The sequence below is a fragment of the Roseinatronobacter sp. genome, from assembly GCF_051859525.1.
Taxonomy (GTDB): Bacteria; Pseudomonadota; Alphaproteobacteria; order Rhodobacterales; family Rhodobacteraceae; genus Roseinatronobacter.
In genome coordinates this window covers 1-24,374 of record NZ_JBHYFM010000009.1, presented here as the reverse complement: position 1 = coordinate 24,374, position 24,374 = coordinate 1, and the positions used below count along the sequence as shown (strand labels likewise).

Genomic DNA, 24,374 nt, shown 5'->3' with positions numbered 1-24,374 from the left:
CCTTCCGCAACCATGTCGTCGAATTTTCTAGACAAATGGTATTCTTTTGGTTCTATATACAGCAGGGGAAGCGAAAAGAAACGGATCGCCGGTCCGGCATGCTGCCCCCCGCCACAACAAGGAGGACTGCAATGACCACCCGCAAAACCCTGATCCTGTCGACAGCCATTGCCCTATGCGCAACAGGCACAGTTGCACAAGATGTCACGCTGACAATCGAAAGCTGGCGCAACGACGATATTTCCATCTGGCGCAACCAGATCATTCCGGCGTTTGAAGCCGCGCATGACGGCATCAAGCTGGATTTCCAGCCGATGGCCCCCGCACAGTATAATTCCGCGCTGAATTCCAAACTGGATGCGGGCACCGCAGGCGATATCATCACCTGCCGCGCCTTCGACGCATCGCTGCAACTGTTTGAACGCGGCCAGCTGTCCGATCTGACCGATCTGGACGGGATGGAGAATTTCTCGGACGTGGCGAAATCGGCGTGGTCCACGGATGATGGCGACCAGACCTTCTGTGTGCCGCTGGCATCCGTCATCCACGGTTTCATTTACAATGTCGAGATTTTTGAAGAACTTGGCCTTGAAGTGCCCACCACCGAGGAGGAGTTCTTCGCCGTTCTGGACGCGATTGACGCGGATGGCGGCTATATTCCGATGGCCATGGGCATCAATGACCAATGGGAAGCCGCGACCATGGGCTATGCCAATATCGGGGTGAATTACTGGCGCGGCGAGGAAGGCCGCGCAGCGTTGATCGCGGGCGAAAGCCGCCTGACAGATGATGCATGGGTGGAACCGTTCCGCCAGCTGGCCCGCTGGTCGCCCTATCTGGGCCGCGGGTTTGAATCGCAAAGCTACCCTGACAGCCAGAACCTGTTCACGCTGGGCCGTGCGGCCATTTTCCCCGCCGGATCATGGGAAATTGCCGGTTTCCGCGAACAGGCCGATTTCGAGATGGGCGCCTTCCCGCCGCCCGTGCCTGCAGGGACAGAAGGGTGTTTCATCTCGGATCATACCGATATGGGCATCGGACTGAATGCCGCATCGCCCAATCAGGAGGCCGGACGCGCCTTTCTAAGCTGGCTGACGGGCAGCGAGGCCTCAAGCCTGCTGGCCAACGCCATTCCCGGTTTCTTCCCGCTGTCATCGGCCGAGGTGACACTGGAAGACCCGCTGGCGCAGGAATTCCTAAGCTGGCGCGAGCAATGCGAAAGCACCATCCGGCCCTTCCACCAGATCGTGTCACGCGGCACGCCGAACCTGTCGAACGAAAGCTGGACAGCCTCGGCCAATGTGATGCGCGGCACATGGACTCCCGAAGAAGCAGGCGAAGCGCTGCAAACGGGCCTGTCATCCTGGTACGCGCCGCATCAGTAAGTGCAGTTTGCGGCCCCTGACCTGATCGGGGGCCGCGTCATTCCCGCCACGACCGGAGGGTTCCATGCCCCTGCCCCGCCGCGCCACGCGCCGCCCAATCCGCTGGCATATCGCCGTTTTCCTGGCCCCTGCCGTATTGATCTACACTGCGATCATGATCATCCCGCTATTTGGCACGCTGAACCTGTCGTTGTTCACGCGCGGCGAAGGGGGGACGCGCGAATTTGTGGGGCTGGCCAATTTCGCGACGCTGTTCGGCGATCCGCGCTGGTCGGGGGCATTCTGGAACGCGACATGGAACAACCTGTGGTTTTTCATTATTCACATGCTGGTGCAAAACCCCATCGGCATTGCGCTGGCGGCCATCCTGTCGACGCCGCGCCTGCGGTTTGCGGCCTTCTACCGCACGGCAATTTTCATTCCCGCCATATTAAGTTTCGTGATCGTGGGCTTCGTGTGGAAACTGATCCTGTCGCCCCTTTGGGGGGTTGCGCCGAATTTCATGGACGCGCTGGGCATTGGCAACTGGTTCGCGCCATGGCTGGGGTTGGAACGGTCGGCCCTGACCACGCTGGCGCTGATTTCGGTGTGGCAGTTCGTGGGCATTCCGTTGATGCTGATCTATGCCGCGCTGCTGTCCATCCCGGATGAGGTGCTGGAAGCCGCCGAAATGGATGGCATCACGGGGGCAAGCCAGTTCTGGAAGATCAAGCTGCCGCTGATCCTGCCCACGATCGGGATCATTTCCATCCTTACATTCGTGGGCAATTTCAATGCGTTTGACCTGATCTATGTCACCCAAGGGGCGCTGGCGGGGCCGAATTACGCAACTGATATTCTGGGCAGTTTCCTGTTCCGCACCTTCTTCGGGTTCCAGTTGCAACTGGGCGATCCGCATATGGGCGCGACTGTGGCCACAGTGATGTTCTTCATCATTCTGGCGGGTGTGTCGCTGTATCTGTTCGGTGTTCAGACGCGGCTGCGCCGCTACCAGTTCTAGGGGGTCATCATGTCTGCACGCGCCAATATCCTGCGCAGTTCCGCCGCCCACGCGATCCTGATCGCCTATACGGTTCTGGCACTGTATCCGGTGGTCCTGATCGTCATCAATTCGATGAAATCACGCCGCGCCATATTCAACGACCCGCTGTCGCTGCCCACGCGCGAGACATTTGATCTGGTGGGCTTTCATACCGTGTTGGAGCAGGGCAATTTCCTGCTGTATTTCCAGAATTCCATGATTGTGACAGTGGCATCGCTGTTTTTCGTGCTGCTGTTCGGGGCGATGGCGGCGTTTGCGCTGGCCGAATACCGGTTTCGCGGCAATCTGCTGATGGCGCTGTATCTGGCGCTTGGTATCATGATCCCCATCCGGCTGGGCACTGTGGCCATTCTGGAAATCATGGTTGCCGCAAATCTGGTCAATACGCTGACGGCGCTGGTCCTTGTATATACCGCGCAGGGCCTGCCGCTGGCGGTGTTCATCCTGTCGGAATTCATGCGGCAGGTGTCGGATGACCTGAAGAATGCCGCGCGCATTGACGGGCTAAGCGAATACCGCATCTTCTTTACCATCGCGCTGCCGCTGGTGCGCCCTGCGCTGGCCACAGTGGGCGTGTTCACCATGATCCCCATCTGGAATGATTTGTGGTTCCCGCTGATCCTTGCGCCGGGGGAAGCCACCAAGACGCTGACGCTGGGCAGCCAGATTTTCCTTGGCCAGTATGTCACCAACTGGAACGCGGTTCTGGCGGCGCTGACGCTGGCAATCTTTCCGGTGGTGGTGCTGTATCTGATCTTCTCTCGTCAGTTGATACGGGGCATTACCAAGGGGGCTGTGAAATGATCCGTGTTCTGGTTGTGGGGCTTGGCCAGATGGGGCTTAGCCATGCGCTGGCCTATGCCAAACTGCCCGAATTTCAGGTCGCGGGGCTGGTGAACCGGTCCGATGTGGTCCTGCCCGATGCGCTGTCGCATCTGGACATCGACCGCGATTTCGACGCGACCCTTGCACGGCTGAAGCCCGATATGGTGGCCATCGCCACCTATTCCGACAGCCATGCCGCCTATGCCATCAAGGCCATGGAGGCAGGCGCGCATGTGTTCGTCGAAAAGCCGCTGGCCACCAGCGTGGCCGAGTGTCAGGCCGTGGCCGACACTGCCGCGCGCACAGGGCGCAAGCTGATGGTGGGCCATATCCTGCGCCATCATCCGACATGGGTGGCGCTGATTGCGGCGGCGCGCGATATGGGGCCGCCCTATGTGTTCCGGCTGAACCTGAACCAACGATCTACCGGGCCGGCATGGGACATTCACAAGGCGCTGATGCAATCGACCCCGCCGATTGTGGATTGCGGCGTGCATTATGTCGATGTCATGTGCCAGATCACCGATGCCGCCCCTGTGGAAGTGCGCGGGATGGGCCTGCGCCTGTCAGATGAAATTGCGCCAGACATGTATAATTACGGGCATTTTCAGGTGATTTTCGCAGACGGGTCCTGCGGGTGGTATGAAGCGGGGTGGGGCCCGATGATGTCGGAAACGGCGCATTTTGTCAAAGATGTGATCTCGCCCCAAGGGGCCGTGTCCCTGCGCGCGCCCCAAGGCGTGGGATCGGCCGATGTGGAAGGGCACACCGCCGCCGACCACCTGATCCTTGCGCCTGCGGGACAGGGTGAAACGGTCACGACATTCAAGGACAGCCCCGGCCATCAGGGGCTGTGCGATTTGCAGGCCGCAGCGATGGCGCGCGCCATTACGGATGATCACGACCTGTCGCGCCATATCAATGATGCCGTGCGGTCCGTGGCCGTCTGTCTGGCCGCCGATGAAAGCGTGCGCACGGGCCGGACCGTGCGCATTGCATAACCAATAGAGGGAGGGCCTGATGGGCAATCTGACACTTGATAAAGTCTGCAAGTCCTTCGGCACGGTCGATGTGATCCGCGACGTTGATCTTAGCGTGAATGACGGCGAATTCTGCGTCTTTGTCGGCCCTTCGGGCTGCGGAAAATCCACCCTGCTGCGCATGATCGCAGGGCTGGAGGACATTACCGCAGGCGAGGTTCGGATCGACGGCACCGTGGTCAACACGACCCCGCCATCGCAGCGCGAAATTGCCATGGTGTTCCAGTCCTATGCGCTGTATCCGCACCTGAACGTGCGCGACAATATGGGTCTGGGGCTGAAACAGGCGGGCCAGCCGCGCGCGCAGATTGCGCAAACGGTGGACCGTGCGGCGAAAATGCTGGATCTGGACGCCTATCTGACGCGCCGCCCCGCCGAATTGTCAGGCGGGCAGCGCCAGCGCGTGGCCATTGGCCGCGCCATCGTGCGCAAGCCCAAGCTGTTCCTGTTTGACGAACCATTGTCCAATCTGGATGCCGCGCTGCGTGTGCAAACCCGCATTGAAATTGCCAATCTGCACCGCGAATTGGGCGCGACCATGATCTATGTCACCCATGATCAGGTCGAGGCCATGACACTGGCCGACCGGATCGTGGTGTTGCGCGACGGACGCATTGAACAGGTTGGCGCGCCGATGGAGCTGTATAAAAACCCCGTCAATGAATTTGTCGCAGGCTTCATCGGGTCGCCCAAGATGAACTTTCTGAATGCGCCCGCGCTGGGGGAGGCGGGCAAAAGCCTTGGCATTCGTCCCGAACACCTGACCCTGTCGCGCGATGCGGGCCGGATCGAGGGGCGCATCAGCCATGTGGAACAACTGGGCGGTGAAACGCTGATCTATCTGCGCGCAGACCCGCATGGGCTGATTACCGTGCGCCTGTTTGGTGAACATGCCGCCGCAGTCAATGACCGCGCGTTTGTGACGCCCGACATGGCCCGCGCGTTCCATTTTGGCGCAGATGGACAGCGCCTGAGCATGTGATAAACCCGCAGAACCGACATAAAAGGCCCTTGCGCATGACCGAATTTTCCGACCCCCGCTATCGTGATCTGGACCGCTGGGACAGTCTGACCGCCCTGCGCACCATCTGGGAAAGCCAGATGGCCGCGATTGCCTGCATTGGCCCTGCCCTGCCCGCGCTGGCGGCACTGGTTGACGCGGCCCTGCCCCGCCTGCGCGCGGGGGGGCGGCTGGTCTATGCGGGGGCAGGCACGTCCATCCGCATTGCCGTGCAGGATGGCACCGAACTTGGCCCGACCTTCAACTGGCCGGATGCGCGCACGCATTACCTGATTGCGGGCGGCGAGGCCGCGCTGAAGCTGGGTATTGAGGGCGCGGAAGACGATGCAGATGATGCCCGCGATCAGGTGGCGCGTGCAGGCATTGACGCGCGCGATGTGGTCATCGGCATTGCCGCCAGCGGGCGCACCCCGTTTACAGTGGCCGCGATCACGGCGGCACGCGCGGCGGGCGCGCTGACTGTGGGGATTGCCTGCAATGGCGACACCCCCCTGCTGGATGCGGCGGAACATGCGGTTGTCACCGAAACCGGCGCCGAAGTGGTGGCAGGGTCCACCCGCATGAAGGCAGGCACGGCGCAAAAGGTGGTCCTGAACATGATTTCCACGCAAATCATGGTGCGGCTGGGCCATGTGCATGACGGGCTGATGGTCGATATGCGGCCCCAGAACATCAAGCTGCGGGGCCGCGCACAAGCCATGGTCCAGCGCATTGCCGATGTGCCCGCACAGGCCGCCACCGCCGCACTGGAAGCATGCAACTGGCGGGTGAAGCCTGCCGTTCTGGTCGCTATGGGCGCGACCCCCGACAACGCCGATGACACCCTTGCGCGCGCAGGCGGCATATTGCGTGACGCCATGGCCGCACAGCAGGCCGCGTCATGACATTGCATCACGACCTGCTGGCATCGCGCGCCGAGGATACCCCGATTTATGTCCGGCTGGCCGCAATTCTGCGCGAAAAAGTCCAGCAGGGGGAATTTGCCGTAGGCGATGCCCTGCCATCCGAGCGCGACATTGCCGAACGCATGGCCGTGTCGCGCGTCACGGTGCGCAAGGCAATCGATCTGTTGATGCGCGAAGGCGTGCTGTCGCGCAAACACGGGTCGGGCACCTATATAGCGCCGCGTATCGAACAGCCGTCCTCGCTGCTGGCGGGGTTTTCCGAGGATCTGCGCAGGCGCGGGCTGGTGGCAGGGTCGGTCTGGCTGGAGAAATCGACCGACACGGCATCGCCTGACGAAGTGATTGCCTTCGGGCTGGCAGTAAATGCCCGCGTCAAACGGTTCCGGCGCATTCGCACCGCCAATGGCGAGCCGCTGGCGCTGGAACATGCGATCATTCCCGAAGCCTATCTGCCCGACCATGACAGTGTTGCGGATTCACTTTATGCCGCGCTTGATGCCGTGGGCAGCAAGCCTGTCACAGGGCTTCAGCGGGTGACCGCCTCGCTTGCGTCAGAAGATGAGGCGCAGCACCTTGGCGTGCCCGGCGGGGCGGCTGTGTTGCGGATTGAACGGCGCGGCTATCTGGCAGATGGGACCATGGTTGAACTCACCAGATCGGCCTATCGCGGGGACCGCTATGATTTTGTCAGCGAATTGCGCGAGATCTGAGATCGGGTGGGAGCCCGCGCCATCGGTGGGCCGGGGTATGCCGCTCCGGCGTGGGTGGAGTTCACTTTATGCAGGCGGCCTACTCCGACTTTCAAGGATTAGCCTGCCATCAGCCAAACCGGCAGGCTGCGGCCCGCCGATGGTGCGGCGGACCGCGGCCTTGATTCCGCACCGTGGCATTTCCCAAACGTCCCCTTACCGCCTTGCGCCGCGCCGCGCACGGATTTCACTACCCAGTTCCAGCGTATAAGCCGCAAGCGCGTCTAGGGCAGCAAGTGCGGGCGGCGTTTCGCCCGCATCAAGGGCATGGGTCAGCCCTTCATGCAGCGCAATGATGCGCGCGCGCGACCTTGCGGTGAAAGTGATCATGTTCATCAGCGGTTGCATCGCTTCTACCGCGCCCGCCAGATGCCATGACAACACCGGATTGCCCGCCGCATCCACAAGCGCGCGGTGAAACGCCACATCAGAGGCGCAGAAATCCTCATCCGACAGACCGTCTGTTCCCTGACGCGCGATTTCGGCGCGCAGGCCGGCCAGATGCGCGGGTGTGCGCCGCATGCAAGCCAGCGGCACACAGGCGCGTTCAAGGGCGAAGCGCGCCTCGACAGCGGTTTCAAAATCAACCGCGTTCATGGACAAAAGCAACGTCGCCGTTGTGACCATATGTTCTTGCGCCTGCGCGAAACTCAGCCGGTTGACGAACGCCCCGCCCGTGGCACCGCGCCGCGTCCGGATCAGGTTTTGCGCGGCCAGCCGTTTCAGCGCCTCGCGCACTGTGGGGCGGGACACATTGAACCGCGTGGCCAGATCGGATTCCGACGGCAAGCGCCCGTCCACCGGCAAATCGCCCGAAATGATTGCATCGCGGATGGTCTGCGCAATCTGTTGGGAATAGTCGCGTTCGCTGTCCAGATCGGTTTTCACCTGCGCACCCTTCACATATGTCAGACAATTACCATTTGCTACATCGCCAACCGCCTGATATGTCTTACATATAGGATGCCACAAGGCCAGCCAACCCCCAAGATGCCGCATGCCAGATGAAGGGCAGGTTTTCATGCAGCTTGCGTCCAGTTTACGAAGAATGCGGGCACCACACTGGCTGGGGTTTTACACCCTGATCGCGCTGGCATGGGGGACGCTATATGCGATGCAATTGCCCCCCGATCTGGTTGCGGCGGCCAACCTGTATGGCGCGGAATTCTGGCAGGCCCTGTGCCGGATTGAACCGGGGCTGGCAGGGGCACCGAATATCTTCTTGATGTGGGCCGTCATGTCGGCGGCGATGATGGCACCCACTGCGCTGCCTGCACTGGCGACATGGGATGATCTGGTGCAGACCGGACGCGGCGCGGGGTTCGGCGCACTGCTGTCGGGGTATCTGGCGGTCTGGCTGGGCTTTGCGGCGCTGGCGACAGTGGCACAACTGGCGTTGGCGGGGGCGGGTTTGCTGAACCCGTTGGGCGAAAGCGTGAACATATGGCTGACCGCGCTGCTGCTGGCGGGGGCTGGCGCTTATCAATTTTCAACATTGAAGGACAGCTGTTTGGCCAAATGCCGCCACCCGCTGACATTTTTCATACAATACTGGCATGACGGCCCCTTGCGCATGGGGCTGCGGCTGGGCGCGGTCTGTCTGGGGTGTTGCTGGGCGCTGATGGCGCTGGCCTTCGTGGGCGGCACCATGAACCTGCTGTGGATGGGCGGCGCGATGGTGCTGATGATGCTGGAAAAACTGCCCGCAATTGGCGCGGTCCTGACGCGGCCACTCGGGTACGGGCTGATGGCACTTGGCTGGGCAGTCGTAATTCTTGAACTGGGAGGATGGACATGAGCGAGACACTGGAAAAACCTGCCCTTGGCACTGTGCCATGGGCGATCAAGGGCGAATTGATCCTGAACTGCAACTGCACCGTGTTTTGCCCCTGTGTGGTCAGTCTGGGCAAACACGCGCCCACCGAAGGCTATTGTCAGGCATGGGCGGGGGTGCGGATTGACAGCGGCCATTACGGCGATGACGACCTGTCAGGACTGAATGTCGGGCTGCTTCTGGAAATTCCGGGGTTGATGGCGCGCGGCAACTGGCAGGCGGCGGCGTTCATTGACGACCGCGCCACAGACGGGGCCTATGACGCGCTGGTCAACATCTTTTCGGGCGCGGCACGTGGCACAACAGGGCTGTTCGGCATGTTGGTCAGTGAATTTCTGGGCGCCGAACGCGCGCCAGTCAGCTATGAAAATGACGGCGACAAACGCCGCCTGATGGTGGGCAAGAAAATTCAGGGCGAAGTCGTGCCAGTGCGCGGCGCGGACCCGGACCGCGATATTGTCGTCACCAATACCGAATACTGGATGGGGCCTGACATAACGGTTGCCACCGCCACAAAGGGGCGCGTGCGTGCCTTTGGCCGCGTCTGGGATTTTGATGGCCGCAGTGCCGAAATCTGCCAGATCGACTGGCACGGCCCCGGCCGCTAACCCAAAAAACAGGAGAGCATCATGAGTTTCAACGCATTGGTTGTCGAAAAGAACGACGATGGCAAAACCCGTGCCAGCGTGCAGCAGATCACCGAAGACCAGCTGCCCGCGGGCGATGTGACCGTTGCCGTGGAGTATTCGACCGTGAACTACAAGGACGGGCTGTGCATCGGACCGGGGGGCGGGCTGGTGCGCAACTACCCCCATGTGCCGGGCATCGATTTTGCGGGCACGGTCGAGGCATCGGAGGATCCGCGCTACAGCCCCGGCGACAAGGTCGTTCTGACCGGCTGGCGCGTGGGCGAGGCGCATTGGGGCGGCTACGCGCAAAAGGCCCGCGTGAAGGCCGACTGGCTGGTGCCGCTGCCGGACGGGCTGGACACACGACAGGCGATGGCAGTGGGCACGGCGGGGTTCACGGCCATGCTGGCGGTCATTGCGCTGGAAGATCACGGGCTAAAGGCGGGCAACGGTCCGGTGCTGGTGACGGGCGCTGCGGGCGGGGTGGGGTCTGTCGCGGTGGCCATTCTGGCCGCCTTGGGCCATGAGGTGGCCGCCGTGACCGGACGTCCGGAAACCGCAGATTACCTGCGCAGCCTTGGCGCCAGCCAGATCGTCGCACGCGAGGAGATCAACGAGACCGTCAAGCGCCCGCTGGAATCCGAGATATGGGCGGGCTGCGTCGATGCTGTTGGTGGCGCAATGCTGGCGCGGGTGCTGGGGCAAATGAAATACGGCGCATCGGTGTCGGCCGTGGGGCTGGCGGGGGGTGCGGGACTGCCTGCAACGGTCGTGCCGTTCCTGCTGCGCGGCGTCAACCTGTTGGGGATCGATTCCGTGATGCAGCCCTATGACAACCGCCTGCGCGCATGGGGCCGGATCGCGCGCGACCTGCCCATGGACAAGCTGGACACAATGGTCCAGCCCGCCACACTGGCCGACCTGCCGCGCTTGGGCGCAGAGATATTGAAAGGCCAGGTCAAGGGGCGTGTGGTGGTGGATGTGAACGGCTGATCTCATAGCCCATTCTGCGCCCGAGACCCCGCCACATACAAGAATTTGATTTATACGCCGCTATGTGCTATGTACAATTTACTCTCGATTCGACGGGGGAGATAGGAGCATCGCCTTGAAGGCTGTTTTTGTTTCCCCTGACTTAGGACGATTGTGTAGCCGCGCAAACGGAGCGCCTTGTAAGGGGTGATGGTGAAATCATCGGCAGTTGGCCAAGGGCGGCTACTCTTGGTTCGCAAATTGGGTGTTATGTCCGGAGGATACCGGATAGCATAATAAAGTCATAACAACGTGACGTTGTGTTGATTTTGGTTTCCCCGACCCAGCGACCGAATGATCAGACGTCTTGCTGAGGCGCTCGGGGATTATGAGGAAAGACCGTGGCGATGCCTCGCTCTGGAAATCATACTCCTTTTTCTAAGAGCAATTCGTCGTGCCAATGGACGGCCCCAGGGAACCCTGTGGGCCGTTTCATCTTTCGTGATCAAGACGTTATTTGCATGAATGCCGGAAGGTTAGATTGATAGTAGGAGGCATGGTCCTTCGGCGTGAGAGGTCCCCGTCACGCCACGCGCTCGCCCCGCACCCAGACCGCGCGCAGCATCGGGACTGCCGCAGGCAGCGCCACGCGGATCAGGTCGGCGCGCAACCCTTCGCGCAGCGCCCCGCGATCATTCAGCCCCGCCGCGCGCGCAGGGGCCTGCGTGACCGCAGCAAAGCCGCGCGCCAGATCCCCGCACCCCTGCCCCAGACGCACAGCGCCCAGCAGCAGCGCAGCCGGCACATAATCCGATGACAGGATATCCAGCCGGCCCGCATCTGCCAGATCCCGTGCCGCCACATTGCCCGAATGCGACCCGCCACGGATCAGGTTGGGCGCGCCCATCATCACGGCAATCCCGTGGCTGTGGCACGCATCAGCCGCCGCCAGCGTGGTGGGAAATTCCGCCAGTCGTACCCCATGCCCCGCCGAGGCCGCCACCTGCGCAGTGGTGGTGTCATCATGGCTGGCCAGTGTCGCACCATAGCGCCGCGCGGCGGCGACAACCGCAGCCTCGTGCGGGGCGCGCACCTGTTCGCCAAGCGCCTGCTGCCGCGTCACATGCGCCTCGAATGCCGCATCATCCATGCCGTATTTTCCGCGCATATAGGTTCGCAACTGCGCAAGGTCCGCAAATTGCCGCTGGCCGGGCGTATGGTCCATCAGGCTGACAATACCAACCCTGTCGGTGGGGCCGAATTCATCCAGTTCATCCAGCAGGGTTTGCGAACAGATCTCGGCGCGCAGATGCAGGAAATGGCTGATGGACAGCGCCCCCGCATCGCGCATGTCCAGCAATTCGCTGGCCAGTGCCCGCGCATAGCGCCCCCGCCCCCGCATATCCTGCCCCACAAGCGAACCGATACGCAGCGCGTCATACACAGTCGTTATGCCCGTGCCCGCCAGTTCGCGGTCATGCGCAATCACGGCGGCGGCGTGCGGCCAGTCCACACCGGGACGCGGGGCCAGATGCCGTTCCAGATTGTCGGTATGCAGTTCGATCAACCCCGGCGCAATCAGATCGCCATCGCAATCCACCGCCCCTGCGGGCAGGTGCGTGCCCGTGTGCGTTCCCGTGTCCAGCGCGGCGATCTGCCCGTCACGGATGACAATACTGCCCGCGCAGACCCTGTCGGGTAACACAAGGCGGGCATTCGCCAGTACAAGCTCTGTCATTTTTGCAGTCCTTGAATTATGCGTAATCGTTTTGTCACACCCCTGTGCCATTCAGGGCCATCACCAGAAAGGACGGGATTATGCCGGCAGATTTTCAGCGCTTCGCCATCTACTACACCCCCGCTGCGGACAGCGTTTTTGCGCGCGCCGGCGCCGCCTGGCTGGGCTGGGATGCTGCTCAGGGCCGCGCTGTGCCACATCCTGATCTGGGGCTTGATCTTGCAACCCTGACCGAGACACCGCGCAAATACGGCCTGCATGGCACATTGACACCGCCCATGCGCCTTGCCTGCCCCGTTCCCGCGTTTCTGAAGGCCGTCGAAACCCTTGCGGCTGACATGGACCCTGTTCCCTTGGGCCGGTTGCAGTTGCGCCCGATGGACGGGTTTCTGGCGATTGTGCCGGACGCGCAACCCCGCGCGCTGACCGATGCCGCCGCGCGGATCGTGCAGGAACTGGACCCCTATCGCGCGGCGCTGACCGACCATGACCTTGCCCGCCGCCGCAAGGCCGGACTGAGCGCGCGTCAGGACGCATTGCTGCTGCGCTGGGGGTATCCCTATGTCATGGATGAATTCCGCTTTCATATCACCCTGAGTGGCAAATGCGCGCCCGCGCAGATGGCCGATGCCCTGCGCGCCGCCCATGCATGGTTTGACCCCGCACTTGCGCAGGACCACCATCTGGATGCGCTGTGCGTCTTTGGCGAAGGGGGGGACGGGCGGTTTCATCTGCTTACGCGTTTTGCGATGCGCGGGTGATCGCGGCCAGCATCTGCGCCACTGCCGCCTCGACAGTGCTGTCATTCATGACAACCACAGCGCCCGCAGGCGGCGCCAGTTCGGCGCGCTTCAGGCGTGCAGCGATTTCGCGCGCCCCTTCACGGCCCCGCGCGCGCAACCGTTGGGCCAGCATTTCGGGCGGGGCCGTGATCATCAGCACCATCAGTTGCGGATAGGCCGCCGCAATCCCCTGCAGCGCCTTGCGCGACCCGTTGAACACAACCACCCGCCCCTGCGCCAGATCGGCGTCAATGCTGGCGGGTATCGCATAGCGCAAACCATGCGCCCCCCAATGGAATGCGAAACGCCCCATGGCCAGCTTCGCATCAAACAGGGCGTCCGACACCGCCTGATGATCCTCGCCCCCCGCATCTGCGGCACGCGTTATGATGCGCTGCGCCACGGAAATGTCAGGGCGCGCGCGTGCCAGTTCCGCAATCAGCGTGTCCTTGCCCACACCTGACGGGCCCACAACCGCCACCAGCAGCCCGCGCCCGCCATGCCCCCCGCTCATGCGCTCACCCTTGCGGGTGTGAAACCTGTCACATCCACCTCTCGGTCACACACTGCGGCGCGGGCATCGGCGTCATGGAAGATCCCCAGAATGGCCGCACCGCGCGCCTTGGCCTGCAAGATCAGGTCCAGCACAACCGCGCGGTTGGCCGCATCAAGGCTGGCTGTGGGTTCATCCAGCAACATGACCGGCCAGTCCTGAATGAACCCGCGCGCAATATTGACGCGCTGCTGCTCGCCGCCTGAAAATGTCGTGGGCGACAGCGACCACAGCGGCGCGGGAATGTTCAGCCGTGCCAGCAAGGCTTGCGCACGCGCCAGCGCTGCCTCTTCCTGCATGCCCTGCACCAGTAACGGCTCGGCCACGATCCGCAATGTGGGCACACGCGGGATCACCCGCAGGAACTGGCTGACATAGCCCAATGTGCCGCGCCGCAATTCCAGCACCGCGCGCGGCTCCGCGCGGCACAATTCCACCCCCGCGACACGGATGGACCCCGTATCACAGCGGTAATTGCCCCAGATCATGCGCATCAGGGTTGATTTCCCCGCGCCTGATGCCCCTGTCAGGGCAACGCATTCGCCCCCCTGAACACGCAAGGCGGCCCCCTCCATCACCGGCAACGCAACGCCGCCCTGATTGTGCAAAACAAACCGCTTGCCCACGCCTGCAATCTCGATCATGCCCCGACCCCTTCATCTTGCCAAAAATACTCACTGCGCCATTGCGACCAGCGCAAGGCGTCAGACCTGCAGCACCGAACTGACCAGAAGCTGCGTATAGGCATGCTGCGGGTCATCAAGCACCTGATCGGTCAGGCCCTGTTCGACCACGCGCCCGTCCTTCATCACCATCAGCCGGTCGGCCAGCAACCGCACCACGGCCAGATCATGCGTGACAATCACCGCCGACAGCCCCAGTTTGCGCACCAGCCCGCGCAGCAGATCCAGCAGCCGCGCCTGCACACTGACATCAAGCCCGCCCGTGGGTTCGTCCATGAACACCAGCCGCGGCCCTGTCACCAGATTGCGCGCGATTTGCAGCCGTTGCTGCATGCCGCCGGAAAAGGCGCGCGGGCGGTCATCGACGCGGCCCACATCAATTTCGACACGTTCCAGCCAGTCACTTGCCTGTGCGCGGATATCACCGTAATGGCGCGCGCCCACAGCCATCAGCCGTTCGCCCACATTGCCGCCCGCGCTGACATTCATGCGCAGCCCGTCGCGCGGGTTCTGGTGCACGAAGGCCCAATCCGTGCGCGCCAGCCAGCGGCGCTCGGCCTCGCTCATGGCCAGTATATCGCGCGGGCCGTGCGCGCGCGTGTCAAACAACACGCGGCCCGCATCGGGGGGCAGATGGCCTGCCAGACAGTTCAGCAACGTGGATTTACCCGACCCGCTTTCGCCGACAATGCCCATCACCTCGCCGGGCCAAAGGTCGAAGGACACATCCCCGCAGCCCAGATATGCGCCGTAATGCTTGCTTAGGTTCTCAACTTGCAAAAGGGGCGTCATGCCGCATCCTCCGTGCTGCCTGCGGCCACGCGGGCCGCGCAATAATCGGTGTCCGAGCACACGAACATCCGCCCGCCCGCATCATCGGTGATCACCTCGTCCAGATAGGACACGGTTGATCCGCACAGCGCGCAGGACTGTCCCGCAGCCTTGGTCGCGGCAAAAGGGTAGTCGTCGAAATCCAGACTTTCGACGCGGGTGAAGGGTGGCAGGGCATAGATACGGCATTCGCGCCCTGCCCCGAACAGCTGCAGCGCGGGCGAGTTGTCCAGCTTGGGGTTGTCGAATTTCGGAATGGGCGACGGGTCCATGATATAGCGCCCCTCGACCCGCACCGGATAGGCATAGGCGCGCGCAATCTCGCCATGACGGGCAATATCCTCATACAGGCGCACCTGCATCAGCCCGTAATCTTCCAGCGCATGCATCACGCGGGTTTCCACCTCCCGGGGTTCCAGAAACCGCAAGGGTTCGGGTATGGGCACCTGAAACACCAGAATCTGCCCCGCTTGCAGCGGTGTTTCGGGAATGCGGTGGCGGGTCTGGATGATGCTGGCCTGCGCTGTGCGTTCGGTCACGGCCACATCCGCGACACGCTGGAAAAACTTGCGGATGGAGACGGCATTGGTCGTGTCATCCGCGCCCTGATCAATGACTTTCAGCGTGTCTTCGGGCACCAGACAGGCAGCAGTCACCTGCACCCCGCCTGTGCCCCAGCCATAGGGCATGGGCATTTCGCGGCTTGAAAACGGCACCTGATAGCCGGGAATGGCCACGGCTTTCAGGATGGCGCGGCGCAACATGCGTTTGGTGGCTTCATCCAGATAGGCAAAATTATAGGCGGTCATCGGTTTGTCCTCCTGCGCGCCCTTGCGAGCGGGTGGGTGGGTGGGCGACGCAAGGGCGCGCGCGGCTGGCACCACATTGGGTCATTGTGCAGCCTCGCGCGCGGTACCTGCGTCGCGGCGCAGCTTGCGGATCAGTTCCAGTTCGGCCTGAAAATCCACGTAATGGGGCAGCTTGATATGCTCCAGAAAACCGCTGGACTGGATATTGTCGCAATGCGACAGCACGAATTCCTCGTCCTGGGCGGGGGCATCGGCACTATCCTCGCCCAGTTCACGCGCCCGCAGCGCACGGTCCACCAGCGCCATCGAAATCGCCTTGCGTTCCGACTGGCCGAACACCAGCCCGTAGCCGCGGGTAAATTGCGCAGGCTGGGTTTTCGACCCCTGAAACTGGTTCACGGTTTCACATTCCGTCACCATGATATCGGCAAATTCAATATCGAACCCCAGTTCCGGCAAATGCGCTGCAACCCGCACATGCCCGATGCGCAATTCGCCCACGAATGCGTGGTTGCGCCCGTAGCCGCGCTGTGTGGAATAGGCCAGCGACAGCAAGAACCCTTCATCCGCGCGCGTCAACGCCTGCAATCGCAAGGGCCTGCTGGCGGGAAATTCCAGCGGCGCGCGTGTCAGGTCCGGCACGTCCGGCGCGCCCTCCGCGTCGGCGGCGGGGTCGGGTTCGGGCTGCATCAGCCCCTCCTCGCCCAGATGGGACAGGATATGCGGCACGCGCCGGGGGCCGGCATCTGCTTCGGCCACGGGCGCGGGTGCGGCATCACCCGCCAGATCAAAATCCAGCAAACGGTGCGTGTAATCAAATGTCGGCCCCAGCACCTGCCCGCCCGGTGCATCCTTATAGGTGGCCGAGATCCGGCGGATGATCTGCATATCGCCCGTATCCACCGGCACGCTTGAACCAAAGCGCGGCAGGGTGGTGCGGAACGCGCGGATCAGAAAAACCGCCTCGATCACATCGCCGCGCGCCTGTTTCAGCGCCAGTGCAGCCAGATCCGGATCATGCAGCGACCCTTCGGCCATGACACGGTCAACAGCCAGCGCCAGTTGTTCGCGGATCTGCGCCACCCCCAGATCGGGCACGCCCAAATCCCCGCGCCGCGCCTGTGCCAGCCAGTCATGCGCGTGCTCGATCGCACGCTCGCCGCCTTTTACCGCAACATACATCAGCAGCCCCCTATTTTTGTGGAACGCGGCAGGGCGGCAAGGCGCTGGCCGCAGGTCAGCAACAAATCCAGCCCCAAAGGAAAGCGCGCCGCGTTATCCGCCAGCGCCCCCGCATCCGGCAGCGACAAGAACGCCTGCGTTTCAATGCCGGGGCCTGTCAGGCGCGCGCCGTCATTGTCCAATGCGTCCATTTCAACGATCAATGTGGCCGACCGGTCTGGGTATTCGGCACTGCCTTGCGGATAGGCCGCAAGCGGGCCAAGCGCATCCCATGTGCCCAGCGCAAACCCCGCATCCGCAGGCCCGACCAGCGGCGCGCCCAGATGGAAGGCCACCCAGTCGCGCAGGGCCGCGCAATCATATGCGCCCGCCAGATGCAGCGGTGTCGTGGCGTCCGCCAGTGTCAGCAACACAATTGCGGCTGCGGGCGAACAGGGGGCAGGCACATCCAGCCCGCCCAGCGTTACAATCCGGCCCGGATGCGCCATTGCATCCAGCACCTGCCGGAAGGCCCGCGCACCATCGCGGGCGGGGTCGTTGAAACCGGCTGTCAGATGCACACTCATGCGTCCCCCCGTGCCATTGTGAAGAAATCAACCTTGGTGGCCGCCGCGCGACGGGCGCTTGTGTCGGCATCGCGGCATTCGGCATCCTTTAACGGACCCAGCACCTGCGCATGCAGCCCCGCCCCTGCCGCTGTCTGCAACAGCGCGTCCAGCAACGCCGCGCGTTCGGCCTTGCGCGGGCTGCGCCCCTGCACCAGCGCATGCCCCACAGTCCCACATCCCAGCCGGATCGAGGCGCGCGTGACAGTCACTTCACCCAGATTGAACGCGGCACCAACCGCGCCAGCACGGCCCTGCACCATCATCGCGCCTATCTCGGGCGCGCGCAGCCATGTGAAGGCAGGCGGATCATCAGGCCAAAGCGCCTCCAGCCGCGCCAGCGGCGCACGCGCAATCAGGCCCATCCAATCACGGCGGGCAAGGGAATCAACAATCATGGTCTGAGCTTTCGATCTGTTCTAGACAACTAGACAAATACAACCTTTATGCGCTATATTCAAAAGGATTTTTATGAAAGTTTCACGACATGACCAAACCTGCGGCCCTGTGGCAAAGCATATGCGACACCCTGCGCACCGAAATCGCACAGGGCGCATGGCGCGCCGGCGCGCGCCTGCCCACCGAGGCGGAACTGGCGCAGCGCTTCGATGTAAACCGCCACACCATCCGGCGTGCGCTGTCGCAGCTGTCCGATGAGGGGCTGGTGCAATCGCGGCGCGGGGCGGGTGTGTTCGTGCGCGCGACCCCCGTCCCCTACCAGATCGGCACACGCACGCGGTTTCGCCAGAACCTGCTATCGGCGGGGCGCACGCCCTCTCGGCGGTGGCTGCATCTTGGGGTTCAGGCCGCCACTGACGCAGAAGCGCGGGCACTGGGGCTGGACCCCGCCGCCCCCGTTCATGTGGCCGAATCCATCAGTTTTGCCGATGATCTGCCCGTGTCCCTGGCGCGGTCGTGTTTCTGCGCCACCCGCTTTCCCGCGCTTGGTGCGGCATTGCGCGCGCATGGGTCCGTGACGGCGGCACTGGCGCAGGTTGGCGTCAGTGACTACACCCGCAAATCAACCCGCCTGACCGGCCATAATGCCAACCCCGTGCAGGCCCGCCATTTGCAGATCGATACCGGCGATGCCCTGATCCTGTCCGAATCCGTCAATATCGGCCCGACGCAAACCCCTGTCGAATTCGGGCGCACCTATTTTGTCGGCGCGCGCATCGAACTGGTGCTGGACTAGCCATCGCATGCGTTCCTGTCATGGAAGTGCAACATGCTTGCAGTATCTGGCGCCAAAACACGAAGGGATGCTGTGAATGCAAAATCTGAATATCCGTTTCACCGGCGCACTGGCACTGTGCGATTCCACACTGGAAGATTGTGACCTGACACTGAACGGCACCACCTTCGGCCATCCCGACAGCACCACCCATGATGTCGACCTGTCCGGCTACTGGCTGCTGCCCGGCATTATCGACCTGCATGGCGACGGGTTCGAACGCCACATACGCCCGCGCCCGACCGCGCCCTTTGACAAACGCCACGCGCTTCAGGCCGCCGATGCAGAACTGGCCGGAAACGGGGTTACAACGGCGTGGTTCGCGCAAAGCTGGTCATGGGAAGGCGGCTCTCGATCCCCGGATGAGGCCGTGGCCCTGCTGGAAGCACGGCGCCAGATTGCCCACCGGCTGGGCAGCGACATCCGCATCCAGTTGCGGTTCGAAACCCATATGCCCGATGATCATGCCGCGCTGATGGCTACGGTGCGCGCCTATCATCTGGATTACATTGTCTTCAACAACCACCTGCCCGAAGCACTGGAAATGGCCGACACGAAACCCGCGCGCTTTGCCACATGGGCCGCGCAGAACGGCCATGACCCTGATGCGCTGCTGGCCATCGTGCGCGCCGCCAAACAGGCCGATCCCGACATCCCCGCCTTTCTGGCAGGTCTTGCTGCAGATCTGCGCGCGCATGGTGTCACGCTTGGGTCACATGACGATCCGGATGCGACCACCCGCGCCTTCTATCGCGGGATCGGCGCACAGGTCTGCGAATTCCCCACCAGTCTGGAGGCCGCACAAGCCGCGCGCGCCGCAGGCGAGCCTGTGCTGATGGGCGCGCCCAATATTGTGCGTGGCGGTTCGCAATCGGGCAATATCGCCGCGATGGAACTACTCGAGGACGGGCTGTGCGATGCGCTGATCTCGGATTACTACGTCCCTGCACTGGCGCAAGCCGCATGGGCCATTGCCGATGCCCGCGCGTTAAGCTTCGCGCATGCATGGGAAATGATCTCAACCCGCCCTGCCAGCATCATGGGACTGGCCGACCGTGGCCGCCTGATCCCCGGCGCGCGTGCCGATCTGGTCGTGATGAACCCCAACACCCGCCGGATCGAAGCCACAATCGCCAACGGCCAGATCACTTATGCCAGCGCACAGGCGGCCGCGCGTCTTGTTCGGGCTGGTCCGCGCCTTGCGATTGCGGCACAGTAGCGCGTCAATGACATATGCCGCCATCATCAAAGCCGAATTGCGCATGATCCAGCCGGTTGACCTGCTGGAATACGACCATCTGGACCGCGCACGCCGCTGGGTGCAATCGGGCCAGCCATTATGCCGCACGGCCCCGCCCGCAACCCCGCCCATGCATCTGGTCAGCTATTTTCCAGTGGTGGATGGGGGCCATATCCTGCTGGGCGATCATATCTCCTCGGGGTTGTGGCTGCCGCCGGGCGGGCATGTGGAACCGGACGAACACCCGCGCGACACAGTGGCACGCGAATGCCAGGAGGAATTGCGCAGACCCGCGCAGTTCCTGCACCCCGCCCCCCTGTTCCTGACAATCTCGGAAACCATCGGGGCAAATCCGCATGAAGATGTCTGCCTGTGGTATGCCCTGAAGGGCGATGCGGACAGACTGCCCGATTATGACGCGCGCGAATACCGGACCATGCGCTGGTTCGCGTTCAATGATGCGCCCCTCGAAGATACGGACCCCAATCTGGAACGGTTTCTGGGCAAGTTATCAGACCAGTCCGTGGACGCCTGACGCCCTGCGTCAATGCAGCGTCACATCCTCGTATTTCGCCAGAAACGCCTCGATCTCCAGATGGCGGAAATCAGCCAGTGCCATGCGCAGGCGGTCATGGTCCCAGTCCCACCAGGCCAGTTCCGTCAGCCTGCGCGCGATCTGCTTGGGGAAACGGCGGCGCAGCTTCTCGGCGGGGACCCCCACCACCACCGTATAGGGGGCCACATCACGCGTGACCACCGCCCCCGCCCCCACGACCGCGCCGTTTCCAATACTGACATCGGGGCGGATAATCGCGCCATGCCCGATCCAGACATCATGGCCAATGGTGACACGCCGTGCCGCGCGCCTGGCGAAAAACGCATCATCCGGGGCCGCATCCGGCCAATACATGTCAGAGCGGTACAGAAAATGATGCAGGCTGGCGCGGTCCATCGGGTGGTCTGTCGGGCCAATCCGGACATTGGCCGCAATATTGACGAACTTGCCGATTGTCGCATTGGCAATATCACACCCCCGCGCGCAATAAGTGTAATCCCCCATAGCGCTGTTGGACAAAACCGTGCCCGCCCCGATTTCGGTAAACGCGCCCAAATGGCTGCCGGTAATCCTGCAATCGGGATGGATCAGCGCCCCATCAGGCGAAAGCTGCCGTGTCATCTTTTCCGACCCCCGTTTTCATTCTGGCAAAAATATCCCCGCCGGAGGCACCGGCGGGGAAAACTGGCGCATCGGCCTGTCTCAGTGCCCGCGCTCGCCGATGAACCGCTTGCGGATCAGCCCCGACCCCCAGTCGATCACCGCGATCACCACCAGCACATTCAGAACCACAAACGCCACCTGATCAAACAGCCCCGCGCGAAACCGTTCAATGATGATCATGCCGATCCCGCCTGCCCCCACAAGCCCCAGAATGGTCGCCGACCGGGTCGAGGATTCAAACGAATACAGTGACAGCGATATGAACACCGGCAAAATCTGCGGCAGGTAGCCATAGCGGATGATCCGCCCTGTATCGGCCCCGGTCGCGCGCACGCCTTCAACCTGTTTGCGGTCGATATTCTCGATCGCCTCGGAATAGAGTTTGGCCAGATTTCCGGTATCCGAGATAAAGATCGCCAGCACACCTGCAAGCGGCCCCAGCCCCACGGCGCGCACGAAAACCAGCCCCCAGACAATCTGGTCGATCCCGCGGAACACATCCAGCATCCGGCGAACTGCATGGCGGATCACCCCCACCGGCATGGTGTTGCGCGCCGCAAAGAAGGCCAGCCCCAGCGCCAGGATTGTGCCCAGAAGTGTGCCAAGGAACGCCATGGCAATGGTCTGGGCAATGCCCTTGTAGATATTGGCATATTGCCATGTGGCCATATCCTGCCAGACGACCATGCGCGTGATCAGCGCCCACGCCCTGTCGGAGGCATTCAGCAGCTTGCCAATCTCGAAAAAGCCAAGCGACCAGACAAGATAGACCACGATAAAGGCCCAGCTGGCGGCCTTCAGCGTGGTGGCAAACCTGTCGCCGAAGGCTTTGGGGTGGCGTTTGCGCGCGGCGGCGATATCGGCGTCGGATATCGCATGGAATGTCAATGTGCTCATTTCAGGGACTCCTTGCCGATCAGCGCATGGCGCGCGCGTTCAGACAGCAGGTCGATTGCCGTCACCGTCAACACCACCAGCAGCAGCACGGCCGTGACGCGGTCATCGGAATAAAAGCTGATGGTGTGGCTAAGTTCGGCGCCAATGCCGCCTGCCCCCACAAACCCCACCACGGCGGATGCCCGCACGTTGATTTCAAACCGCCACAGCGCATAGGATGTGAAATTCGGCAGCACTTGCGGCAGGATGCCATAGCGCATCTGTTCAAACCACGACCCGCCCACAGCCTTGATGCCATCCACCGGCCGCATGGAGGCGTTTTCATTCACTTCCGAAAACAGCTTGCCCAGCGCGCCTGTGGCGTGAATGGTGATGGCCAGCACACCGGCCAGCGGGCCGATACCCACAGCAAACACCAAAATCAGCGCAAACAGGATTTCGGGAACCCCGCGGCAGAATTCCAGAAACCGCCGCGCCGCTGCACCTATCCATGGAAAGGGTGTGCAATTGCGTGCCGCCAGAAACGACAGCACCACCGCCAGCCCCGTGGCCAGTATCGTGGCCGTCAGCGCCATCAGGATGGTTTCCCAGATCAGGCGCAGGTATTTCCAGAAATCATTATACCAATACCCGATTGATCCGGCAGGAAAGCGGCCTTCCGCGTTGCGGGCCTCGAACAGGAGATCTCATTGCAGCGCGGGCATGACAGTGCCGAAATATTCAAATATGCGCGGAATGCCCGTTGCCAGCCGGTCAGGCGTGAAGCGCGAAATCCAGACCGACCATGCCAGAAAGGCCAGAAACAGCACCCCCAGCGTGACGTTGACGACCATGCGGTCGCGGATCATCTGGGCGCGGTGGCGTTCAAATACGGTGACGGGGTCGCGGCCCTCGCCGTGGTCCGGCCCGTTTGTTGTTATGCTGGCCATATCAGTTCACCACACGCGCTTCGGGCTGCGCAGCGGGCTTCGGGCGCAGGGCAGTTGATGTCATGGCTTCGGAAAACGCCTCTTCGGCTTCGGCGCCGTAAATCTCGCGCGCCGCGCGGTCGGTCAGATCCTTGGGCGTGCCGTCAAAGACGATGACGCCATCCTGCATGCCGATGATACGGTCGCAATACTGGCGCGCGGTATCCAGCGTGTGCAGGTTGCAAATGACCGTCAGCCCGTCTTCGCGGTTGATGGCGCGCAGTGCGTCCATCACCACCTTGGCGTTCAGCGGGTCAAGGCTGGCGATGGGCTCATCAGCCAGCATGATGCGCGGTTCCTGCACCAGTGCGCGCGCGATGGCCACACGCTGCATCTGCCCGCCCGACAAAGTGTCGGTCTGTTGCAGTGCCACATGCGCCATGCCCAGCCGGTCCAGCGCGCGAATGGCGAATGCGCGTTCCTTGGCGGTGAATATCCCCAGCATCGAGGAGGCGAACCCATGATGGAACAGCCGCCCCGACATGACATTGGTCAGCACGTTCAGGCGGCCCACAAGGTTGAATTGCTGAAACACCATCGCGCATTCATTGCGCCACTGGCGCAACTCGCGCCCCTTCAGCGCGGTAATGTCGCGCCCCTGAAACAGCATCTGCCCGCCCGATGGTTCGTTCAGGCGGTTGATCATACGCAAAAGCGTGGATTTGCCCGCGCCCGACCGCCCGATAATACCCACCATCTGCCCGTCAGGGATGGTGAAGGTTGCGGGTTTGACGGCAACGGTGCTGTTGAACTGTTTGGTCAGTCCCTTGAATTCCAGCATGGGGTCTCTCCTGTCAGCGGCGGGGCCGCGAAAAAGGGGCAGGCCCTTGCAACCGCAAGAGCCTGCGCAGGTTCGGGGATAGCGTTCAGCGCGAGCCCGCGAGTTCGGCTTCACGCATGGACACAATGCCTTCATAGAAGGAATGGTCGACTTCGGCGTAACCGTTGCCTTCGCCGCCCACGGTGTCGGCATAGCAAGCGGGGTCGCTTTCTTTCATATCCAGCATTCCTGCAACCGCCAGTTCACGGGCTTCTTCCGGCAGGTCGTTGCGAAATACGGTCGGGCCATTCGGGATCAGGTTCGATTCCCACACGATGCGGATGTCGTTCATGTCCAGCAGGCCGTTATCGACCATACGACGCAGGTTGCCACGGGTGTAGCCCTCGGATTGCTCGCCCATCAGCGAAGTCCAGGTAACGCCAGCATCATACTGGCCATTCAGAACGGCGA

29 protein-coding genes are annotated in these 24,374 nt (G+C 62.5%); 14 read left to right on the top strand and 15 right to left on the bottom strand.

Annotated elements, in window-relative coordinates:
- Window positions 1–131: 131 nt before the first annotated feature.
- The 7 genes from ACTIE1_RS09235 to ACTIE1_RS09205 all read left to right on the top strand — a co-directional run bounded on the left by ACTIE1_RS09235 (window position 132) and on the right by ACTIE1_RS09205 (window position 6,928).
- Window positions 132–1,385: an ABC transporter substrate-binding protein gene (locus ACTIE1_RS09235; RefSeq protein ID WP_439562782.1), complete on the top strand. Its 1,254-nt coding sequence runs from the start codon at window positions 132–134 to the stop codon at window positions 1,383–1,385.
- A gap of 64 nt (window positions 1,386–1,449) precedes the next feature.
- On the top strand, window positions 1,450–2,385 hold the full coding sequence (locus ACTIE1_RS09230; protein WP_439562781.1) for a carbohydrate ABC transporter permease: 936 nt from the start codon (window positions 1,450–1,452) through the stop codon (window positions 2,383–2,385).
- A 9-nt stretch (window positions 2,386–2,394) separates the two neighbouring features.
- Window positions 2,395–3,231, top strand: coding sequence for a carbohydrate ABC transporter permease (locus ACTIE1_RS09225; protein WP_439562780.1), 837 nt, complete (start codon window positions 2,395–2,397; stop codon window positions 3,229–3,231).
- Window positions 3,228–4,253 carry a Gfo/Idh/MocA family protein gene (locus ACTIE1_RS09220; RefSeq protein WP_439562779.1) on the top strand — a complete coding sequence of 342 codons (1,026 nt, stop codon included), beginning with the start codon at window positions 3,228–3,230 and terminating at the stop codon, window positions 4,251–4,253. The genes ACTIE1_RS09225 and ACTIE1_RS09220 overlap by 4 nt, the downstream gene beginning before the upstream one ends.
- A gap of 19 nt (window positions 4,254–4,272) precedes the next feature.
- The gene (locus tag ACTIE1_RS09215) at window positions 4,273–5,274 is read left to right on the top strand and encodes an ABC transporter ATP-binding protein (RefSeq protein ID WP_439562778.1); all 1,002 of its coding nucleotides are present in this window, start codon (window positions 4,273–4,275) and stop codon (window positions 5,272–5,274) included.
- 35 nt (window positions 5,275–5,309) lie between these two features.
- Entirely contained in the window at window positions 5,310–6,197 is an 888-nt protein-coding gene (locus tag ACTIE1_RS09210; RefSeq protein WP_439562777.1) for an N-acetylmuramic acid 6-phosphate etherase, read from the top strand.
- Window positions 6,194–6,928, top strand: coding sequence for a GntR family transcriptional regulator (locus ACTIE1_RS09205; RefSeq protein ID WP_439562776.1), 735 nt, complete (start codon window positions 6,194–6,196; stop codon window positions 6,926–6,928). The genes ACTIE1_RS09210 and ACTIE1_RS09205 overlap by 4 nt, the downstream gene beginning before the upstream one ends.
- A gap of 195 nt (window positions 6,929–7,123) precedes the next feature.
- Here ACTIE1_RS09205 and ACTIE1_RS09200 read toward each other — a convergent pair whose 3' ends face one another.
- Window positions 7,124–7,855, bottom strand: coding sequence for a FadR/GntR family transcriptional regulator (locus ACTIE1_RS09200; protein WP_439562775.1), 732 nt, complete (start codon window positions 7,853–7,855; stop codon window positions 7,124–7,126).
- 133 nt (window positions 7,856–7,988) lie between these two features.
- On the opposite strand from ACTIE1_RS09200, the gene ACTIE1_RS09195 reads away from it, so the two are divergent.
- Genes ACTIE1_RS09195 through acuI form a run of 3 tightly spaced genes read left to right on the top strand, consistent with a single transcriptional unit; the run spans window position 7,989 to window position 10,423 of the window.
- Window positions 7,989–8,765, top strand: a complete 777-nt coding sequence (locus ACTIE1_RS09195; RefSeq protein ID WP_439563348.1) for a DUF2182 domain-containing protein — start codon at window positions 7,989–7,991, stop codon at window positions 8,763–8,765.
- Window positions 8,762–9,409 carry a DUF1326 domain-containing protein gene (locus ACTIE1_RS09190; protein WP_439562773.1) on the top strand — a complete coding sequence of 216 codons (648 nt, stop codon included), beginning with the start codon at window positions 8,762–8,764 and terminating at the stop codon, window positions 9,407–9,409. Before ACTIE1_RS09195 ends, ACTIE1_RS09190 begins: the two co-directional genes overlap by 4 nt.
- Before the next feature lie 21 nt (window positions 9,410–9,430).
- Complete coding sequence (gene acuI, locus ACTIE1_RS09185; RefSeq protein ID WP_439562772.1) at window positions 9,431–10,423, top strand: acryloyl-CoA reductase; 993 nt, start codon at window positions 9,431–9,433, stop codon at window positions 10,421–10,423.
- Between the two features lie 562 nt (window positions 10,424–10,985).
- Here acuI and ACTIE1_RS09180 read toward each other — a convergent pair.
- Window positions 10,986–12,140 (bottom strand): alpha-D-ribose 1-methylphosphonate 5-triphosphate diphosphatase, encoded by a 1,155-nt coding sequence (locus tag ACTIE1_RS09180; protein WP_439562771.1) that lies wholly within the window; start codon window positions 12,138–12,140, stop codon window positions 10,986–10,988.
- An 80-nt stretch (window positions 12,141–12,220) separates the two neighbouring features.
- On the opposite strand from ACTIE1_RS09180, the gene ACTIE1_RS09175 reads away from it, so the two are divergent.
- The gene (locus ACTIE1_RS09175; protein ID WP_439562770.1) at window positions 12,221–12,901 is read left to right on the top strand and encodes a DUF1045 domain-containing protein; all 681 of its coding nucleotides are present in this window, start codon (window positions 12,221–12,223) and stop codon (window positions 12,899–12,901) included.
- Here ACTIE1_RS09175 and phnN read toward each other — a convergent pair.
- The 7 genes from phnN to phnG all read right to left on the bottom strand — a co-directional run bounded on the left by phnN (window position 12,876) and on the right by phnG (window position 17,983).
- On the bottom strand, window positions 12,876–13,436 hold the full coding sequence (phnN, locus tag ACTIE1_RS09170) for a phosphonate metabolism protein/1,5-bisphosphokinase (PRPP-forming) PhnN (RefSeq protein ID WP_439562769.1): 561 nt from the start codon (window positions 13,434–13,436) through the stop codon (window positions 12,876–12,878). The genes ACTIE1_RS09175 and phnN overlap by 26 nt on opposite strands.
- The gene (phnL, locus tag ACTIE1_RS09165; protein ID WP_439562768.1) at window positions 13,433–14,119 is read right to left on the bottom strand and encodes a phosphonate C-P lyase system protein PhnL; all 687 of its coding nucleotides are present in this window, start codon (window positions 14,117–14,119) and stop codon (window positions 13,433–13,435) included. The genes phnN and phnL overlap by 4 nt, the downstream gene beginning before the upstream one ends.
- Window positions 14,120–14,179: 60 nt before the next feature.
- Complete coding sequence (gene phnK, locus ACTIE1_RS09160; protein WP_439562767.1) at window positions 14,180–14,950, bottom strand: phosphonate C-P lyase system protein PhnK; 771 nt, start codon at window positions 14,948–14,950, stop codon at window positions 14,180–14,182.
- Window positions 14,947–15,798, bottom strand: coding sequence for an alpha-D-ribose 1-methylphosphonate 5-phosphate C-P-lyase PhnJ (locus ACTIE1_RS09155; RefSeq protein ID WP_439562766.1), 852 nt, complete (start codon window positions 15,796–15,798; stop codon window positions 14,947–14,949). The genes phnK and ACTIE1_RS09155 overlap by 4 nt, the downstream gene beginning before the upstream one ends.
- Before the next feature lie 81 nt (window positions 15,799–15,879).
- The gene (locus tag ACTIE1_RS09150) at window positions 15,880–16,980 is read right to left on the bottom strand and encodes a carbon-phosphorus lyase complex subunit PhnI (protein ID WP_439562765.1); all 1,101 of its coding nucleotides are present in this window, start codon (window positions 16,978–16,980) and stop codon (window positions 15,880–15,882) included.
- Entirely contained in the window at window positions 16,980–17,546 is a 567-nt protein-coding gene (gene phnH / locus ACTIE1_RS09145; RefSeq protein ID WP_439563347.1) for a phosphonate C-P lyase system protein PhnH, read from the bottom strand. Before phnH ends, ACTIE1_RS09150 begins: the two co-directional genes overlap by 1 nt.
- Window positions 17,543–17,983 (bottom strand): phosphonate C-P lyase system protein PhnG, encoded by a 441-nt coding sequence (gene phnG / locus ACTIE1_RS09140; RefSeq protein ID WP_439562763.1) that lies wholly within the window; start codon window positions 17,981–17,983, stop codon window positions 17,543–17,545. The genes phnH and phnG overlap by 4 nt, the downstream gene beginning before the upstream one ends.
- 89 nt (window positions 17,984–18,072) lie before the next feature.
- Here phnG and phnF point away from each other — a divergent pair, with 89 nt between their 5' ends.
- The 3 genes from phnF to ACTIE1_RS09125 all read left to right on the top strand — a co-directional run bounded on the left by phnF (window position 18,073) and on the right by ACTIE1_RS09125 (window position 20,594).
- Entirely contained in the window at window positions 18,073–18,780 is a 708-nt protein-coding gene (phnF, locus tag ACTIE1_RS09135; RefSeq protein ID WP_439562762.1) for a phosphonate metabolism transcriptional regulator PhnF, read from the top strand.
- 76 nt (window positions 18,781–18,856) lie between these two features.
- Window positions 18,857–20,038, top strand: a complete 1,182-nt coding sequence (locus tag ACTIE1_RS09130) for an alpha-D-ribose 1-methylphosphonate 5-triphosphate diphosphatase (protein ID WP_439562761.1) — start codon at window positions 18,857–18,859, stop codon at window positions 20,036–20,038.
- A gap of 7 nt (window positions 20,039–20,045) precedes the next feature.
- Window positions 20,046–20,594, top strand: coding sequence for an NUDIX domain-containing protein (locus ACTIE1_RS09125; RefSeq protein ID WP_439562760.1), 549 nt, complete (start codon window positions 20,046–20,048; stop codon window positions 20,592–20,594).
- A 9-nt stretch (window positions 20,595–20,603) separates the two neighbouring features.
- Here the strand turns inward: ACTIE1_RS09125 and ACTIE1_RS09120 are convergent, their stop codons facing one another.
- The 6 genes from ACTIE1_RS09120 to ACTIE1_RS09095 all read right to left on the bottom strand — a co-directional run.
- Window positions 20,604–21,236 (bottom strand): DapH/DapD/GlmU-related protein, encoded by a 633-nt coding sequence (locus tag ACTIE1_RS09120; RefSeq protein ID WP_439562759.1) that lies wholly within the window; start codon window positions 21,234–21,236, stop codon window positions 20,604–20,606.
- Between the two features lie 81 nt (window positions 21,237–21,317).
- Entirely contained in the window at window positions 21,318–22,175 is an 858-nt protein-coding gene (gene phnE / locus ACTIE1_RS09115; RefSeq protein ID WP_439562758.1) for a phosphonate ABC transporter, permease protein PhnE, read from the bottom strand.
- Complete coding sequence (gene phnE, locus ACTIE1_RS09110; RefSeq protein WP_439562821.1) at window positions 22,172–22,777, bottom strand: phosphonate ABC transporter, permease protein PhnE; 606 nt, start codon at window positions 22,775–22,777, stop codon at window positions 22,172–22,174. Before phnE (ACTIE1_RS09110) ends, phnE (ACTIE1_RS09115) begins: the two co-directional genes overlap by 4 nt.
- Window positions 22,778–22,861: 84 nt before the next feature.
- Window positions 22,862–23,104: a hypothetical protein gene (locus tag ACTIE1_RS09105; RefSeq protein ID WP_439562757.1), complete on the bottom strand. Its 243-nt coding sequence runs from the start codon at window positions 23,102–23,104 to the stop codon at window positions 22,862–22,864.
- Window position 23,105: 1 nt separating this feature from the next.
- Complete coding sequence (gene phnC, locus ACTIE1_RS09100) at window positions 23,106–23,924, bottom strand: phosphonate ABC transporter ATP-binding protein (protein WP_439562756.1); 819 nt, start codon at window positions 23,922–23,924, stop codon at window positions 23,106–23,108.
- An 85-nt stretch (window positions 23,925–24,009) separates the two neighbouring features.
- On the bottom strand, window positions 24,010–24,374 hold a 365-nt coding region (locus ACTIE1_RS09095), incomplete at its 5' end, for a PhnD/SsuA/transferrin family substrate-binding protein (protein ID WP_439563346.1).